The 14,821-nt window shown below is 65.3% G+C and carries 12 protein-coding genes; 10 read left to right on the top strand and 2 right to left on the bottom strand.

Features of this window, described 5'->3' with window-relative positions; all coding sequences use genetic code 11:
• Window positions 1-16 precede the first annotated feature (16 nt).
• Window positions 17-1,252 (top strand): acyl-CoA dehydrogenase family protein, encoded by a 1,236-nt coding sequence (locus AB4Y43_RS20680; RefSeq protein ID WP_342946161.1) that lies wholly within the window; start codon window positions 17-19, stop codon window positions 1,250-1,252.
• Between the two features lie 28 nt (window positions 1,253-1,280).
• Window positions 1,281-2,633 carry an LLM class flavin-dependent oxidoreductase gene (locus AB4Y43_RS20675; protein ID WP_368728662.1) on the top strand — a complete coding sequence of 451 codons (1,353 nt, stop codon included), beginning with the start codon at window positions 1,281-1,283 and terminating at the stop codon, window positions 2,631-2,633.
• A gap of 44 nt (window positions 2,634-2,677) precedes the next feature.
• Here AB4Y43_RS20675 and AB4Y43_RS20670 read toward each other — a convergent pair whose 3' ends face one another.
• A complete protein-coding gene (locus AB4Y43_RS20670; protein WP_256094982.1) occupies window positions 2,678-3,868 on the bottom strand; it encodes an LLM class flavin-dependent oxidoreductase in 1,191 nt (396 codons plus the stop codon).
• Between the two features lie 302 nt (window positions 3,869-4,170).
• On the opposite strand from AB4Y43_RS20670, the gene AB4Y43_RS20665 reads away from it, so the two are divergent.
• From AB4Y43_RS20665 to AB4Y43_RS20645, 5 genes are all read left to right on the top strand, one after another.
• The gene (locus AB4Y43_RS20665) at window positions 4,171-5,772 is read left to right on the top strand and encodes an ABC transporter substrate-binding protein (RefSeq protein ID WP_368728661.1); all 1,602 of its coding nucleotides are present in this window, start codon (window positions 4,171-4,173) and stop codon (window positions 5,770-5,772) included.
• A 42-nt stretch (window positions 5,773-5,814) separates the two neighbouring features.
• A complete protein-coding gene (locus tag AB4Y43_RS20660; protein ID WP_368728660.1) occupies window positions 5,815-6,795 on the top strand; it encodes an ABC transporter permease in 981 nt (326 codons plus the stop codon).
• Between the two features lie 13 nt (window positions 6,796-6,808).
• Window positions 6,809-7,786: an ABC transporter permease gene (locus AB4Y43_RS20655; protein ID WP_342946158.1), complete on the top strand. Its 978-nt coding sequence runs from the start codon at window positions 6,809-6,811 to the stop codon at window positions 7,784-7,786.
• A 9-nt stretch (window positions 7,787-7,795) separates the two neighbouring features.
• Window positions 7,796-9,508: an ABC transporter ATP-binding protein gene (locus tag AB4Y43_RS20650; protein ID WP_368728659.1), complete on the top strand. Its 1,713-nt coding sequence runs from the start codon at window positions 7,796-7,798 to the stop codon at window positions 9,506-9,508.
• Window positions 9,509-9,640: 132 nt separating this feature from the next.
• Window positions 9,641-10,366, top strand: coding sequence for a haloacid dehalogenase type II (locus AB4Y43_RS20645; RefSeq protein ID WP_342946156.1), 726 nt, complete (start codon window positions 9,641-9,643; stop codon window positions 10,364-10,366).
• Window positions 10,367-10,476: 110 nt separating this feature from the next.
• Here the strand turns inward: AB4Y43_RS20645 and AB4Y43_RS20640 are convergent, their stop codons facing one another.
• Window positions 10,477-11,610, bottom strand: coding sequence for a porin (locus AB4Y43_RS20640; RefSeq protein WP_368728658.1), 1,134 nt, complete (start codon window positions 11,608-11,610; stop codon window positions 10,477-10,479).
• Window positions 11,611-12,061: 451 nt separating this feature from the next.
• On the opposite strand from AB4Y43_RS20640, the gene AB4Y43_RS20635 reads away from it, so the two are divergent.
• The 3 genes from AB4Y43_RS20635 to AB4Y43_RS20625 all read left to right on the top strand — a co-directional run bounded on the left by AB4Y43_RS20635 (window position 12,062) and on the right by AB4Y43_RS20625 (window position 14,617).
• The gene (locus tag AB4Y43_RS20635; RefSeq protein WP_368728657.1) at window positions 12,062-13,645 is read left to right on the top strand and encodes a tetratricopeptide repeat protein; all 1,584 of its coding nucleotides are present in this window, start codon (window positions 12,062-12,064) and stop codon (window positions 13,643-13,645) included.
• Window positions 13,646-13,958: 313 nt separating this feature from the next.
• Window positions 13,959-14,207, top strand: a complete 249-nt coding sequence (locus AB4Y43_RS20630) for a hypothetical protein (protein ID WP_141710858.1) — start codon at window positions 13,959-13,961, stop codon at window positions 14,205-14,207.
• A gap of 104 nt (window positions 14,208-14,311) precedes the next feature.
• Window positions 14,312-14,617 carry a DUF4148 domain-containing protein gene (locus AB4Y43_RS20625; RefSeq protein WP_368728656.1) on the top strand — a complete coding sequence of 102 codons (306 nt, stop codon included), beginning with the start codon at window positions 14,312-14,314 and terminating at the stop codon, window positions 14,615-14,617.
• Window positions 14,618-14,821: the final 204 nt, after the last annotated feature.

Below are 14,821 nucleotides of genomic sequence, written 5' to 3'. Positions count from 1 at the left end.
CAAAAAGGAAAACTCAATGTCCGCTCTTCCCACTCAACTTCCGGTGCGCGCTCGCGCGGCCAGTCTGTCGTTGCAGGATGCGCTCGCCGACTTGCCTGCGCTCGCGAATGAAATCGGCAAAGAGGCGGCTGCGCGCGAAGGGCGTCGCGAATTGCCTTTCGAGGGCTTCGACGCATTCCGGCGCTCGGGGCTGGGACGCCTCCGGCTGCCCGTCGAATGGGGCGGCCTGGGTGGCTCGCTCGTGGACGAATTCGACGTGATCGCCACGCTGGCCGCGGCCGACAGCAATCTCGCCCACGCGCTGCGGATTCACTACGACCAGACCGAAGCGCTGCTGCTGTCGGCTCGCACGCCGTTCAACGATCTGCAGATCCAGCGCGTGATCGACGGCGCGATTTTCGGCGGCGCCTCGACCGAACTGGGGACGGCGCGTCCGGGCGAATACACCACGGCGCTCCGGCGCGACGGCGAGCATTACCGGCTCGACGGCCGCAAATACTATTCGACCGGCACGGCCTTTTCCGACTACGCGCGCCTGAGCGTGCTGAACGACGAGGGGCAACCGGTGGTGGCGATCGTGCCGGTGCGGCGCGAAGGACTCACGGTGCTCGACGACTGGGACGGCATGGGGCAGCGCATGACGGCGAGCGGCAGTCTCGTGTTCGAGAACCTGCTGGTGCGTGCGGACGAAATCACCGAACGCGGCTTGGCCACGCTCGCCGGCCGTCATGGCGGCGCGCTGCGGCAACTCCACCTGGTGGCGGTGGCCGCGGGCATCGTTCGCAACGTGGTCGCGGATGCGAAGCGCTACGTGGTGGAGCATGGGCGCCCCGTACTGCACAGCACGGCGCCCTCCGCACGCGAGGATGCCTTCATTCAGCAGGTCGTCGGCACGCTCTCCGCGCACAGCCATGCGATCGACGCGCTGGTGCGCGAGAACGCCCGCACGCTCGATCGATCGGCGCAGGCGATCCGCGCGGGTGCGCCGGACGCGGATCAGCTCGTGCTGGAAGGCGCACTGGCGACGGCGCGCACGCAACTCGTGGTGAGCAAGCTGGCGCTCGAAGCCGCCGAGCGCCTGTTCGAAGCCGGCGGAGCTTCGGCCACTTCGCGCGCGCACAATTTCGACCGGCACTGGCGCAACCTGCGCACGATCTTCAGTCACAACCCGCTGCTGCACAAAGCGCGCGTCGTGGGCGACTATGCCCTGAACGGCGTGACGACCCACCTCACCGAAGGCCGCGTTTTTTGAAACCCACGATCGAGCGAGTGTCCAAAGAATGAGCCGAATTTCGTCGCGCCGCCTGCATTTGAACGTCAATATCCTGCATTCGGGCTTCGTGCCATCGGCGTGGCGTCTCGCCGATGCCGATCCCCGCGCATTCGTGGACGTAGCGCACTATGTGCGGGTCGCGCAACTCGCTGAAAGCGCGAAATTCGATGCGGTCTTTCTTGCCGACAACGCGGCGATCATCGACCAGATCGACTTCCGTCCGATCACGGCGCTCGAGCCCACGGTACTGCTCGCCAGCATTGCGGCGGCGACCACGCTCATCGGCGTGATTGGCACGGCTTCCACGAGCTACAACGAGCCGTACAACATCGCGCGTCGCTTCGCCACGCTCGATCATGTCAGCCGTGGCCGTGCGGGCTGGAACGTCGTGACGACGGCCGATTTGCCGTCGGCGCGCAATTTCGGCCACGACACGGTGCCCGATCACGCGCAGCGCTATGCGCGGGCTGCGGAGTTCACGGAACTCGTCAAGGCCCTCTGGGACAGCTGGGACGACGACGCCTTCATCGGCGACAAGGCGAGCGGCCGTTTCATCGACGCGACGAAGGTGCGGCCTGTCGAACATGATGGCCGCTTTTTCAGGGTGCAGGGGCCGCTGAATCTTCCGCGTGCGCCACAAGGTCATCCTGTGCTCGTGCAGGCGGGCGGATCGGGGGATGGCCGCGATCTCGCGGCGCGTCATGCCGAGGCCGTATTCTCCGCTTCGCAGTCGTTCGAGGAATCGGTGGCGTACCGGCGCGACCTCAATGCGCGCGCCGCAGCATACGGGCGCCCGCAGGGTGTGAAGGTGCTCGCGGGCCTCACGACGATCATCGGCGCAACCGAAGCCGAGGCGCTGCGGCGGCGCGACGAACTCGTCGAGCAGATTCCCTGGCGCTACAGCCTCACGCGTCTGGCCGGCACACTGGGCCTTTCACCCGATCAGCTCGACCTCGACGCGCGCCTGCCGGATAACCTCGCGCTACCCAACGGCGGCAATGGCAATCACACGTTCTTCCATGCCACGATCGCCGAGGCGCGGCGAGGCGGCCACACGGTGCGCGAGTTGATCCGCGCGCTCGCGGGCGGCGGCGGTCATCGCGTGATCGTCGGCACACCTGAGCAGATCGCCAACGATATCGAGCACTGGTTCAAGGGCGAGGCCGCCGACGGCTTCAACCTCATGCCGGACGCGCTGCCGGACGGGCTGGAGGCGTTCGTTGACGGCGTAGTGCCGATCCTGCAACGGCGTGGGCTCTTTCGAACCGAATACGAAGGCAATACCTTGCGCTCGCATCTCGGGCTCGAGCGGCCTGCCGTGGGCGTGGCGGCGATTGGCGAGGAGCTTCAGCGCGTCTGACGTGGGGCTCGCGCGGCGCGCTTCGGGCGCCGCGAGTATGCCGCTCAGCGGCGCAGGCCGGCTTCGCGCAGCAAAGGCAGCACGCGTTCGCCAAAAAAGTCGAGGTCGGGCTGAAAATCGTAAAAGCTCAGTTGCACGCCGTCGACGCCTGCCGCGTGAAGCTCGATGATCTTGTCGGCCACCTCTTCAGGCGAGCCCACGATCGCGATGTTGCCGCCCACCGCGCGTGAGGCGGCCTTCGCACGATCTTCGAAACCGCCGCGCCAGGCATGTGCATCGCTGTCGAAACGGTGAAAACTTCCCTCGTCGGCATGTGCGACGATGGCATCGTGATAGGCGCGTGCCTCGGCGGACGTCTCGCGGCAGATCACCATCGGGTTGATGAGCGTGCGCACCTCGCGCCCATACGCGCGCGCCGCGGCCTTCACGCGCGCGGTGTGCGCGGGCAGCGCTTCCAGCGCGCGATCGATCTGCGGTCCCGCCGGGCTCGTGATGAACACCACGTCGGAGTAGCGCGCGGCGAAGTCGATCCCCGCGTCGGAGCCCGTCGCGTTGATGAGCAGCGGGCGCCCATAGCGCGGCTTGGGCGTGACGTACGCGCCTTGCAGGCGCCAGCTCGAAATTTCAGGCTCGAAACTGAAGTTGTCCGGTTGCGCCCACAACTGCTGCACGGCGTCGAGAAATTCGGCCGCCATCTCATAGCGCCGGTCGTGCTCGATGCGGTTCCAGCCAAACATTTCGTGTTCGACGGCGCGGTGCCCCGTCACCACGTTGACGCCCCAGCGTCCGCGCGAGATGTGGTCGAGTGTAGCCGTGAACTTCGCGAAATGCAGCGGGTGCCACGGCCCGTAGAGCACATGGGTCGTGGCGGCCAGGATGATGCGCTCGGTGCGCGCGGTCAGCGCGGCCAGCGTCATGAACGAGTCGAGCGCATGGCCGTCGAACACACCGCCATAGCCGCCTTTCGGCAGCCATTGCGACAGGGCGAAAACGAGATCGAATCCGAGCGCTTCGCACTTCTGCACGAGCGCGGCGTTGTAGTCGAACGACCAGTCCGTACCGCGCGGCAGCGTCGATGCGCTCCAGCCGCCAGCCTGGATCGGCAGGAACAGCCCCAGCATGAGCGGCTGCGCGAATGCACGCGCCACGGGACTATCGGAGAAGGCGGCGGGGGAGGCTACAGGCACGAAGGGCGTCGACGCCACGGAGGAAGTGCGCGGCTCGGCCACGGGAATTTCGCTCAAGACAGACACCTTGGAGGTCGTTGCGGCGCGGGGCGCCGTGCTAGTCGATTGGTCGATCCATTGATTAAACACGTGCCGCTCGCGAATAACAAAGAAGCTTTTCTGCTTTCCAATTGCGTTGTCGCGCTGCTGCTTCGGCGCGGCGGGTCATATGGATAGCAGCATCGCTTGGTTAGCGCGCGAAGAGGCCGTTGCTACGATTGCAGCACTGTCGCCACGGCGCGAATTTCCCGGCTCGCGCAGATCGCAACGTTTAGCCTCTCGTAGCTTCACTGATATCGGAACGCATCAGCATGTCACGTTTGACCCGTCGTGAGTTTCTCATTGCAAGCGGCGCGGCCGCCGCCGCCGCGGGGTTGCCCGTGCTTGCGCGCGCCCAGGACGCCATCGCGCGCAAGCGCGGTGGCACGTTGAACGTGCTGATCAATCCCGAGCCGCCCGTGCTGGTATCGATCTTCCAGACCACGGGACCGGCGCTCGCCGCAAGCTCGAAGGTGCTGGAAGGACTCCTTGCTTATGACTTCGACCTGAAGCCACAACCGCAACTGGCCACCGCCTGGAGCGTGAGCCCCGACGGTCTGCGCTACACCTTCAAGCTGCGTCAGAACGTGCGCTGGCACGATGGCCAGCCGTTCACTTCCGCGGACGTGGCGTTTTCGGTCGATTTGCTCAAAGCGATACATCCGCGCGGACGCAGTACCTTTGCTAACGTGACGCAAGTGCAGACGCCCGACGCGAGCACGGCCATCATCGAATTGTCGAAGCCCGCGCCATTTCTGCTCAAGGCGCTCTCGGCGGGCGAGTCGCCGATCGTGCCGAAGCATCTGTACGCCACGGGTGACCCGCTCACGAACCCGCACAACAACGCGCCGATTGGCACCGGGCCGTTCCGCTTCAAATCGTGGACGCGCGGCGCGAGCATTGTCTACGAGCGCAATCCCGACTACTGGGACGCTGGCAAGCCGTATATCGATGCGCTCGTCTACAAGGTCATTCCCGATCCGGCCGCGCGCTCGGCGGCGTTCGAAACCGGCGCGCTCGATCTGGGCGGCGAGAACCCCGTGCCGCTGACCGACTTGCCGCGCCTCACGCAATTACCGCAGCTCGTGACGGAAACGCGTGGCTACCGCTTCCTCGAGCCTTTGGCCGAGATCGATTTCAATCTCGATCATCCGGTGTTGAAGGACCCACGCGTGCGCCAGGCCATCGCGCACGCCATCAATGCGCAGGTCGTGCAGAAGACCGTGGCCTACGGTTATGCGGACGTCTCGCCCACCCCCATCACGCCCGCCTCGCCGTATCACGATGCGCAGATCACGCCCTACGCGTTCGACCCGCATGCGGCCGAGGCGTTGCTCGATGCGGCGGGCAAGCCGCGCGGTGCGGATGGCGTGCGCTTCAAGCTGACGCACGATTACCTGCCGTATGGCGACATGTACCAGCGCCAGGCCGGCTACGTGAAATCGGCGCTCGCGCGCGTGGGGATCGACGTCACGGTGCGCTCGCAGGATCTGCCGTCTTTTCTCAAGCGTGTCTACGCCGACCGCCAGTTCGATTTCACGAGCATCGGCGTCAACACGCTGTTCGATCCGGCCGTGGGCGTGCAGCGCCTGTACTGGTCGAAGAATATCCGCCCCGGCGTGCCGTTCTCGAATGCGCCGCATTACAGCAGCGCGGAAGCGGACCGTCTGCTCGAAGCGGCGTCGGTCGAAATCGACGAAAGCCGCCGCGTGAGCCTCTACAAGCAGTTCCAGCAAACCGTTTACCGCGATCTGCCGATCCTCAATCTCGTCGCGCCGCGCATGGTCACGCTCGCCAACCGGCGCGTGCACGATCACACGGTGAGCGCGCAGGGCCTGGAAGGCAACTTCGCCGATGTGTGGCTGAGTGCCTGAGCGCGTGCCAAACGCGCATCGCACCCTCGACGGAGCCCAACGATGAGCCGAAGCGCCCGCTGGCAAACGATCCTGCGCCGCACCGCCTGGCAGGCGCTGCCCACGGTGCTGGGCATCGTGATCCTCAACTTCTTCCTGCTCAAGCTGATGCCGGGCGACGCCGCCGACGTGATCGCCGGCGAAGCCGGCTCCGCGACGACGGAAACGATGACGATGCTGCGCGCGAAGTTCGGGCTCGACCAGCCCTTGCTGGTGCAGCTCGGGACGTACCTGAAGCATCTCGCGCATTTCAGCCTTGGCTACTCGCCGCGTTACGACATGCCCGTGATGCAGCTGATTCTTTCGCGCTTGCCCAACACTTTGCTGCTGATGGGCGTGGCGCTGTCGCTCGCGCTCGTCGTCGGCGTGGCGCTCGGCGCCGTGATGGCGCACTGGGCCGGCAAGTGGCCCGACCGCGTGCTGTCGGTGTTCGCGCTGCTGTTCTATTCGACGCCTGGATTCTGGATCGGCCTGCTCGCCATCATTCTGTTCGCGGTCCGGCTAGGGTGGCTGCCGAGCGGCGGCAACATCACGATCGGGGCGGACCTGCACGGCTTCGCCTACGTCGCCGATGTCGCGAGGCACGTGTTGCTGCCCGCGGCGACGCTCGCCACCTTCTTCGTCGCGATCTACGCGCGCATTACGCGTGCCGCGATGATCGAAGTGCAGCGCCAGGACTTCGTGCGCACGGCGCACGCGAAAGGTCTGAATCCGTGGCGCGTGACCTTGCGGCACGTGCTGCGTAACGCGCTGATGCCGCTCACCACGCTCGTGGGGCTGCATTTCGGCACGCTGCTTGGCGGCGCGGCGGTAACGGAGACGGTATTCAGCTGGCCGGGGCTGGGCCGCCTTGCACTCGACGCGGTGCTGGCGCGCGACTTCAGCGTGCTGCTAGGCGTGCTGCTGCTGTCGTCGCTGCTCGTCATCGTCGCGAACGTCGTGGTCGATCTGCTGCAAGCATGGCTCGATCCGCGCATAGGCTAACGGAGGAACCGCAATGAGTTTCGAATCGCCGGATCTGCCGGTTGACGCACGACGTGCGGCCGCGCGCCAGGGTTCGCCGTGGCGGCGACAGTTGGCGTTCGCGCTGCTTGGCCGCCGCGGCGCCGAGCGCGACAGCGCGCCCGCGCGCCGTGCCGGGCACGCTTTCTGGCGCGCGTTGCTGCGCAACCCTTCGGCCTGCGCTGGCCTTGTGCTGCTCGGGGCATTTGTCGTGCTCGCCGTGCTCGCGCCGCGGCTCTACCCGGGCGATCCGCTCGACATGGTGGGCGGCCCGTTCGAATGGCCGGGCAGCGACCCGCAATTCTGGCTGGGCACCGATTCGCTCGGGCGCGACGTCGCAGCCGGCATCGCGCATGGCGCGCGCGTTTCGCTGCTGATCGGCGCGGCCTCGGCAGGCATCGGACTCGTGATCGGCACGCTCGTGGGCGCCACCGGCGGCTATTTCGGAGGCCTGATCGACGACGCGCTGGTGCGTCTCACCGAGCTGTTCCAGACCGTGCCGTCCTTTCTGCTGGTGATCGTGCTCGTAGCGATCGGGCGGCCCAACGTGGTGGTGATCGCGCTCGCCATTGGCGTTGCCTCGTGGCCCACGGTCGCGCGGATCGTGCGCGCGGAATTCCGCACGCTGCGGCGCTCTGACTTCGTGCTTGCGGCGCGCAGCCAGGGGTTCAGCAACACGCGCATCATCTTCGGCGAAATCCTGCCCAATGCGCTGCCGCCCGTGATCGTCACGGCTTCGGTGATGGTGGCAAGCGCGATCCTCATCGAATCGTCGCTGTCGTTCCTCGGCATGGGCGACCCCAATGTGATGAGCTGGGGGGCGATGATCGGCGCCGGTCGCGATTCGCTGCGCACGGCGTGGTATCTCACGGCGATTCCCGGCGCGGCCATCGTCCTCGCGGTGCTCGCCCTCAATCTGCTCGGCGACGGCCTGACCGAAGCCCTCAATCCGCGGCAGCGGCAACGACCGTAAAGGTGCCACGTGAGCCAACTGCTGGAAGTACGCGATTTGCGCGTGAGTTTTGGGGCGCACGATGCGGTGCGCGGCGTGAGCTTCGACATCGCGGCGGGAGAGATACTCGCGTTGGTGGGCGAGTCGGGCAGCGGCAAGTCCGCCACGGCGCTTTCGCTCATGCAGCTCGTTCCCGAGCCAGGACGCGTCACGGGTAGCGTGCGCTTCGAAGGGCGCGAGCTGCTGGGCTTGCCGCGCGGGGCGGTGCGCGATCTGCGCGGCAAACAGATCTCGATGATCTTTCAGGAGCCGATGACCTCGCTGAACCCCGTGCTCAGCGTGGGCGCGCAGATCGTGGAGACGCTGCGTCAGCACGAGGCGCTGTCGCGCCGGGCCGCTCGCGCGCGTGCCGTCGAGCTGCTCGATCTCGTGCGCATTGCCGAGCCGCAGCGCCGCTTCGACGACTATCCGCACGAGCTATCGGGCGGCCAGCGGCAGCGCGTGATGATTGCGATGGCCGTGGCGTGCCGCCCGCGTCTGCTGATCGCCGACGAACCCACGACCGCACTCGACGTGACGATCCAGGCGCGCATCCTCGAACTGCTCGACGCGCTGCGCCGGGAACTGTCGATGTCGCTCCTGCTGATCACGCACGACCTGGGCGTCGTGGCCGATCATGCGGACCGCGTGGCGGTAATGCTGGCCGGGCGCAAGGTAGAAGAAGCGCCGACGGCGGATCTCTTCGCGCGCCCGCGCCACGCCTACACGCGAGGGCTCCTCGGCGCTTCGCTCAATCTCGCCGACGATCTGCACTACCGCTCGTGGACCTTGCCGGAAATCCGCCACTCGGCACCGGCCGGTCGCGTGGATCGCACCGACGAGGAGGCGGGCTTCGTGGTGGTGCCGCGCAAGGTGCCCGAGTGTACGGCATCGGGCCTTCAGACGACGGACGCCGCGCCGCTGCTCGCCGTGCGCGACCTGCGCGTAGCGTACCCGCAGCGCCATGGCGCGCCGGCACTTCACGCCGTCGACGGTGTCTCGTTCGAGATTGGCCGGGGCGAGTCGGTCGGGCTCGTGGGCGAGTCGGGCTGCGGCAAGTCCACGCTTTCGCGTGCGATCATGCGCCTCGTGCCGGTTGCGGGCGGATCGATCGCGCTTGACGGCACGGAACTCGTCCCGCTCCGCGAGCGCGCGTTGCGGCCGTTACGGCGCAAGGTGCAGATGGTCTTTCAGGATCCCTATGCGTCGCTGAACCCGCGTCGCACCGTGGGTGACATTCTCGAAACCGTGCTGGCTGTGAATGGGGTTGGCGAAGCGGCGGCGCGCCGCGTGCGTGTGCGCTCGGTGCTCGAACGCGTGGGCCTTCCCGCGGCGGCGCTCGCGCGCTTTCCGCATGAATTCTCGGGCGGACAGCGTCAGCGCATCGGTATTGCGCGCGCGCTCGTGCTCGAACCCGCATTGCTGATCTGCGACGAGCCGGTGTCGGCGCTGGATGTCTCGATCCAGGCGCAAATTCTCAATCTGCTCGTCGAACTCAAGCGCGAGCTGGGGCTTTCCATGCTCTTCATTTCGCACGATCTTTCGGTCGTGCGCTACATCGCCGACCGTGTGCACGTGATGCAACAGGGCAAGATCGTCGAGAGCGGCGACCATCAGGACATTTGGCGCGCACCGTGCCATCCGTATACGCGCGCGCTGCTCGCTGCGATTCCAGGGCGCGAGCTGGAGGCCGAAGCGGCCTGAAGCGCGGGGTAGTGGGGCAGCGATCAGCTGCGATTCCGGTTTGGGTGCTTCAATGTGTATTGCACCGCCTTTGCCGGTTGACCGAGGCGATTCACGATGCCGTGCTCCGATCCACTACCGATGCTGGCCCCTATGACGAACCGTACCGAAATCAAGGCCCTCGTATTCGACGTCTTCGGCACCGTCGTGGACTGGCGACGCGGCGTCGCGAGGGAAGCCGCCGCTTTTCTGCAACGCCACGCGCCTCATCTCGACGCTTTCGAGTTCGCCGACACCTGGCGCCGCGAGTATTCGCCTGCCATGGAGGAAATCCGCAGCGGCCGCCGGCCCTACGTGCGCCTCGACGTGCTGCATCGCGAGAATCTCGTGAAGGTGCTGGCGCGCAGCGGTATTGCCGCAGCGACGGACGCCGAGATCGACGAACTCAACCTGGCCTGGCATCGCCTCGATCCATGGCCCGATTCGGTCGAGGCGCTGAATCGTCTGAAACGCCGCTTCATCATCGCTCCCTTGTCGAACGGCAACATCCGGCTCATGGTGGACATTGCGAGGCGCGCCGGCCTGCCATGGGATGCCATTCTCGGCGCCGAAGTGGTGCGCGCTTACAAGCCGTCGCCGCAGGTGTACACGGAAACGGCGGACATTCTGGGTCTCGCGCCCGCCGAAGTATGCCTCGTAGCGGCGCATAACGGCGACCTGGCCGCGGCGCGCCGGCTTGGCCTTTCGACCGCCTTCGTCGTGCGGCGGACCGAGCACGGTCCCGATCAAAAAACAGACCTGAAAGCGGAGCAGGCCTGGGATTTCGTGGTGAACGATTTAAACGAGCTTGCGAGTCAGCTCGATGCCTCGATAGATTGAGGTTTTAAAGGGCATTGTCAAAGCACACGGGCAAGCAGACACCGAGGCGTCTGCCTGCCCGTACTCAGATCGCCGCTAGCGCGGCGTTCACGTTGCGAGCGATCGTCGCGTTAGAAGCGATGGCGGATACCCACGGTCGCCACGGCTTGCGAGTTCGAATCCGAAGCGGAAACACCCATGATGTCCGCGTGAATCTTGCCCTCGCCATCCACGACACGCTGATACGCGGCTTCGGCGTACAGGTCGGTGCGCTTCGACAGCGCGTAGTCGCCTTGCAGCGTGAACTGATGGAACTTCGGATTCACGCCGTCCAGGCTCGCGTTCGTGTACGTATAAGCGGCAGACACCGTGATTGCGGGCGTGAACGCATAGCGGCCATTGAGTTCAAAGTTGCTGAAGCGCGCGCTGTTGCCGGCGAACGACGTCGTCGCACCCGCGTTCGAAGAGTTGATGGCCGTGAGGTTGCTCAGCTGCGTTTGCGTGAACACGAAGCCCACGTTGGCTGCGCCGAAAGCGTAGTTCAGGCCGGCGCCATACGTGCGCTGACGCGATGCGGTGAAGGTGGCGTCGTCGCTGACCGCGCCGCTGCTATTGATCGTCGAACCCGAGTTGTTCAGCTGAAGATAGCCCGCACCCGCCTTGAGACCGCCGAACGAGTATGTGGCGCCGACGCTGTATGCGCGGTTGTTCGCGAAGCCGCCCGCGGCGTTCGAGAAGCCGTACAGCGCATTGAACTTGAGGCCGCCGTAGTTCACGCTCTGGTACTTGAGCGAATTGCTCACGCGGAACGAGTTGTTGAGGTTGTCGTTGTCGTACGGGTGCGCGGCGAGCGTGCCGCCGTACTGCGTGCCGTTCAGCGACAGTCCGCCCAGGTTGTCGACCACGCTGTCGTACTGACGACCCAGCGTGACCGCGCCGGCCTGCTCGCTCGAAAGGCCGATAAACGCCTGGCGGCCGAACATGCGGCTGCCTTGCTTCGCCGCGCCCGTCGAAATGCTGAAGCCGTTCTCGAGCACGAAAATCGTCTTGAGGCCGCCGCCCAGATCTTCGCTACCGCGCAGGCCCCAACGGCTGCCGTTGAGCGCGCCGCTCGACTGTTGCACGTTCGAGCTGCCCGACTGGTTGCTCGTGTACAGGACGCCCGCGTCAATCAAACCGTAAAGCGTGACCGAGCTTTGTGCGTGTGCGGCGCTCGCGAAAGAGGCTGCGGCGACTGCGAGGGCGGAAAGGGTGTACTTTTTCATCGTAACTCCATTGCTTTGTTATTCACTCGAAAGCGAGCGAGCGCGGAGCATAACGCGATATCCGGAATGATTTTCAGGAGTTGTGGCATGCATGCCACGATTATTGGCTAACATTGTCTTACCTGTTCCAGACTATTACATCGGCAGCCTGGAAGATCGAAATATCCGGTAAAACAAGGAACTTTATGCACGCCCATGCGCTGGTCCAAACGCGCTATTTATCGCATTTTTATCGTAATTTCTGGAAAGTTTTTGCGATCCATATTCCTGATTATTACCGTGAATGAATAACGCGAAGAAATACGCGTTGTTCCACGTTTCAAATCGACCGCACCGTTCGTTATCGTGGTTCCCGGCGACATGGTGCGACGGAACTGCGCGGGAGCGGCTGAGGTAAAATACGGCCTTGAGTCCTCATCCATGCATTCGGGCGCGAGCGCCCCGCGTTCCCATGACTGACACCATTGTCGCGCTGCTCGCCCAGGCGAAGCAGCATTTCACCGCCGGCCGCATCGACGCCGCGGAGCACGACCTGCAATCGATCCTGCAAGCGCATCCTGATCACGCGGGCGCACTGGAAGCGATGTCATTTGTCTACGCAACGCGCGAGGATTACGCGGGCGCCGCCGAATTCGCCTGGCGCGCGGCACAACCGGCCGCAACGCCTCAGGAGCAGTTGCAGCAGGCCGCACGCATTTGCCAGCTCGCGCAGCGTCACGCCCAGGCCGTCGCGCTCTACGAACGCCAGCTGGCGCTCGCGCCCGATCACGTCGAAGCGCTGCATGGCGCGGCCATGTCGCTCATCCAGCTGGAGGAGGCCGAGGCCGCACTCGCGTATCTCGGGCGTCTGGCGCGCCGGTATCCGCGTTCGGCGGAAGTGCACTACAACCGCGGCACGCTGCTCGGCGAGCTGGGCCGGTACGACGAGGAACTCGACGCGTATCGGCGGGCAATCGAACTCAAGCCGAATTTCGTCGCCGCCTACGTGAACCTGGGCGTCGCGTTGCGCGACCTGCATCGCTTCGACGACGCGCTGCGCCAGTTCAAGAAGGCCTTGTCGATCGACACGAACGACGCCGGTGCGCGCACCAATCGCGCACAGACCAATCTACTGCTCGGCGAATTCGAGCACGGCTGGCGCGAATACGAATGGCGCTGGCGCGACGGTACGATGACACACGATTTCCCCGACGCGACGCAGTGGAAGGGCCAGCCGCTCGCGGACAAGACCGTGCTCGTGCACGCGGAACAGGGTCTCGGCGACACACTGCAGTTCGTGCGCTTCGTCGACCGCCTGCATGCGAAGGGCGCGAACGTGATCGTGCGCGTGCAGGACGCGCTGCTGCCGTTGCTGCAGAACGTAGCGGGTGCCTCGAGCGTCATCGGCGACTCGTCGCAATTGCCTGCGTTCGACTACCACGTGCCGATGTTGAGCCTGCCGCACGCACTTGCGCTGCGCGAAGCGGATTTCGCGACTTCGGGCGCGTATCTCGACGCGGACGCCGACGCTGCCGCGCGCGCGTCGTGGTCCGATGTGATCGGCGCCGATGAGAATGGCGACCGGCGGCTGCGTGTGGGCCTGGTCTGGTCGGGCAGCACGACGCACGTGAACGATCGCAATCGCTCGATGCCGCTTGCGGAACTCCTGCCGCTGTTCGACGCCGATATGCGCTTCGTGTCGCTGCAAAAAGAGCTGCGCGAGCGCGACCGCGCGTGCATGGACGAACTCGTGCAGCGCGGCCGGCTGATCGACGCCGGCACGCGCCTGACGACGTTTTCGGCAACGGCTGCGCTCGTCGCGCAACTCGATCTCGTGATCGCCGTCGATACGGCGGTCGCGCATCTGGCGGGCGCGCTCGGCAAGCCCGTGTGGATTGCGCTGCCGTTCACACCGGACTGGCGCTGGCAGCTGAATCGCGACGACAGTCCGTGGTACGCCAACGCGCGTCTGTTCCGCCAAACGCGCCGCGGCGAGTGGGCCGACGTGGTGAGCGCATTGCGCACGGCGCTCGATGCGCGGATCGCCGCGCGTTAGGCTGCCCAAGAATGACCGTACCTGGCAGACTGCCGCGCGCCACGGCCGGCCTGTTGGCGATTGCCCAACATCGCCCGGCCAGGTGATGGTCGCACCCAGACTCGCATCGCTGCGATGCACGTGGGGAAGGGCGCCGCGCGGATCGCTCCCGGATGGCATGACATCTGCATAACGTGCTGCAGGCGGCTTGCCGCTTGACCGTTCCGGCATCCGTCGTGCTCAGGGAAACCCCGTCGGCGACGGTTCTACCAACGCTGAGCGCCCAAGGACACATGGGGCGCGCGAGCGCTGCGGATGCAATCGGGAGGCTGACGTGGATCCAACCTGGCTGGGTATGGCTGCCGGCACGATCGTGCTTGCGATCGCTGCGGCCGGCGTGACGGCGCACTACCTCCGTGAGCGCCGCCGCGCCGATTTCCTGCGCAATTTCGATCACCACGCATGGTGGCAGCGGACCCACGGTGCAGCCTGCGCTTCGGGTGGATTCGACACAGGCCGCTGGGCAGTGCAAACAAAAACGTGGCGGAAACAACGAACGGGGAATCAGGCCTCCATCAAGTAATGGAGGCCAGCGGGGGCGCGGGAAAAGTTGCGGGAGCGTATTGAACCTGCGCATCGGTTCAAGCTAGTTGCATCCTACGTGGCAATCGTTAGAGGAACCTCATCATGAAATCCCTTGCTCAAACCTTCGTTATCCTTACCATTCTGTCTGCTCCGGCGGTCTCGTTTGCACAATCGAACAGCGCCGTGACGCCTGAGCAGGTCCGCGCCGAGCTTATCCAGCTCGAACAGGCGGGCTACCGCCCAGGTGACGGCGACAATACCAACTACCCAGCCGACATCCAGGCTGCCGAAGCACGCGTGGCCGCGCAGAACGGCGGAAGCGGTTACGGCGGGATGGCAGGCAGTACGTCGTCCTCTGGCGCGCCCGCCGCCGCTGACAGCATGAAGCCGGTTTACTTCGGTCAGTAAGGCCGGGCGTTGACGAGCCCCTACCTTCCCATCGACGAATCGAGGGGCTCTTTTCGGGCATCAGCCGAGAAATGAGGGCCGGACTTATGAGCCCATTGCATGAAACCTGAAAAATTGCCAGGATTTTATGTCGACCGGGCATGCGGTATGCTGTGCACCTTTGAAAACGTTGAGCCATCGCTCATTTGACTGACATGTGGTCCA

The sequence above is a fragment of the Paraburkholderia sp. BR10872 genome (assembly GCF_040965835.1).
In the GTDB taxonomy this organism is placed as follows: domain Bacteria; phylum Pseudomonadota; class Gammaproteobacteria; order Burkholderiales; family Burkholderiaceae; genus Paraburkholderia; species Paraburkholderia nodosa_A.
This window is presented reverse-complemented; position numbering and strand designations above follow the sequence as displayed.

Coding starts and splice junctions, on each gene's coding strand:
- AB4Y43_RS20635 (WP_368728657.1), top strand. CDS start 12,062: ATGACTGACACCATTGTCGCGCTGCTCGCCCAGGCGAAGCAGCATTTC.
- AB4Y43_RS20645 (WP_342946156.1), top strand. CDS start 9,641: ATGACGAACCGTACCGAAATCAAGGCCCTCGTATTCGACGTCTTCGGC.
- AB4Y43_RS20660 (WP_368728660.1), top strand. CDS start 5,815: ATGAGCCGAAGCGCCCGCTGGCAAACGATCCTGCGCCGCACCGCCTGG.
- AB4Y43_RS20675 (WP_368728662.1), top strand. CDS start 1,281: ATGAGCCGAATTTCGTCGCGCCGCCTGCATTTGAACGTCAATATCCTG.
- AB4Y43_RS20655 (WP_342946158.1), top strand. CDS start 6,809: ATGAGTTTCGAATCGCCGGATCTGCCGGTTGACGCACGACGTGCGGCC.
- AB4Y43_RS20665 (WP_368728661.1), top strand. CDS start 4,171: ATGTCACGTTTGACCCGTCGTGAGTTTCTCATTGCAAGCGGCGCGGCC.
- AB4Y43_RS20680 (WP_342946161.1), top strand. CDS start 17: ATGTCCGCTCTTCCCACTCAACTTCCGGTGCGCGCTCGCGCGGCCAGT.
- AB4Y43_RS20640 (WP_368728658.1), bottom strand. CDS start 11,610: ATGAAAAAGTACACCCTTTCCGCCCTCGCAGTCGCCGCAGCCTCTTTC.
- AB4Y43_RS20625 (WP_368728656.1), top strand. CDS start 14,312: ATGAAATCCCTTGCTCAAACCTTCGTTATCCTTACCATTCTGTCTGCT.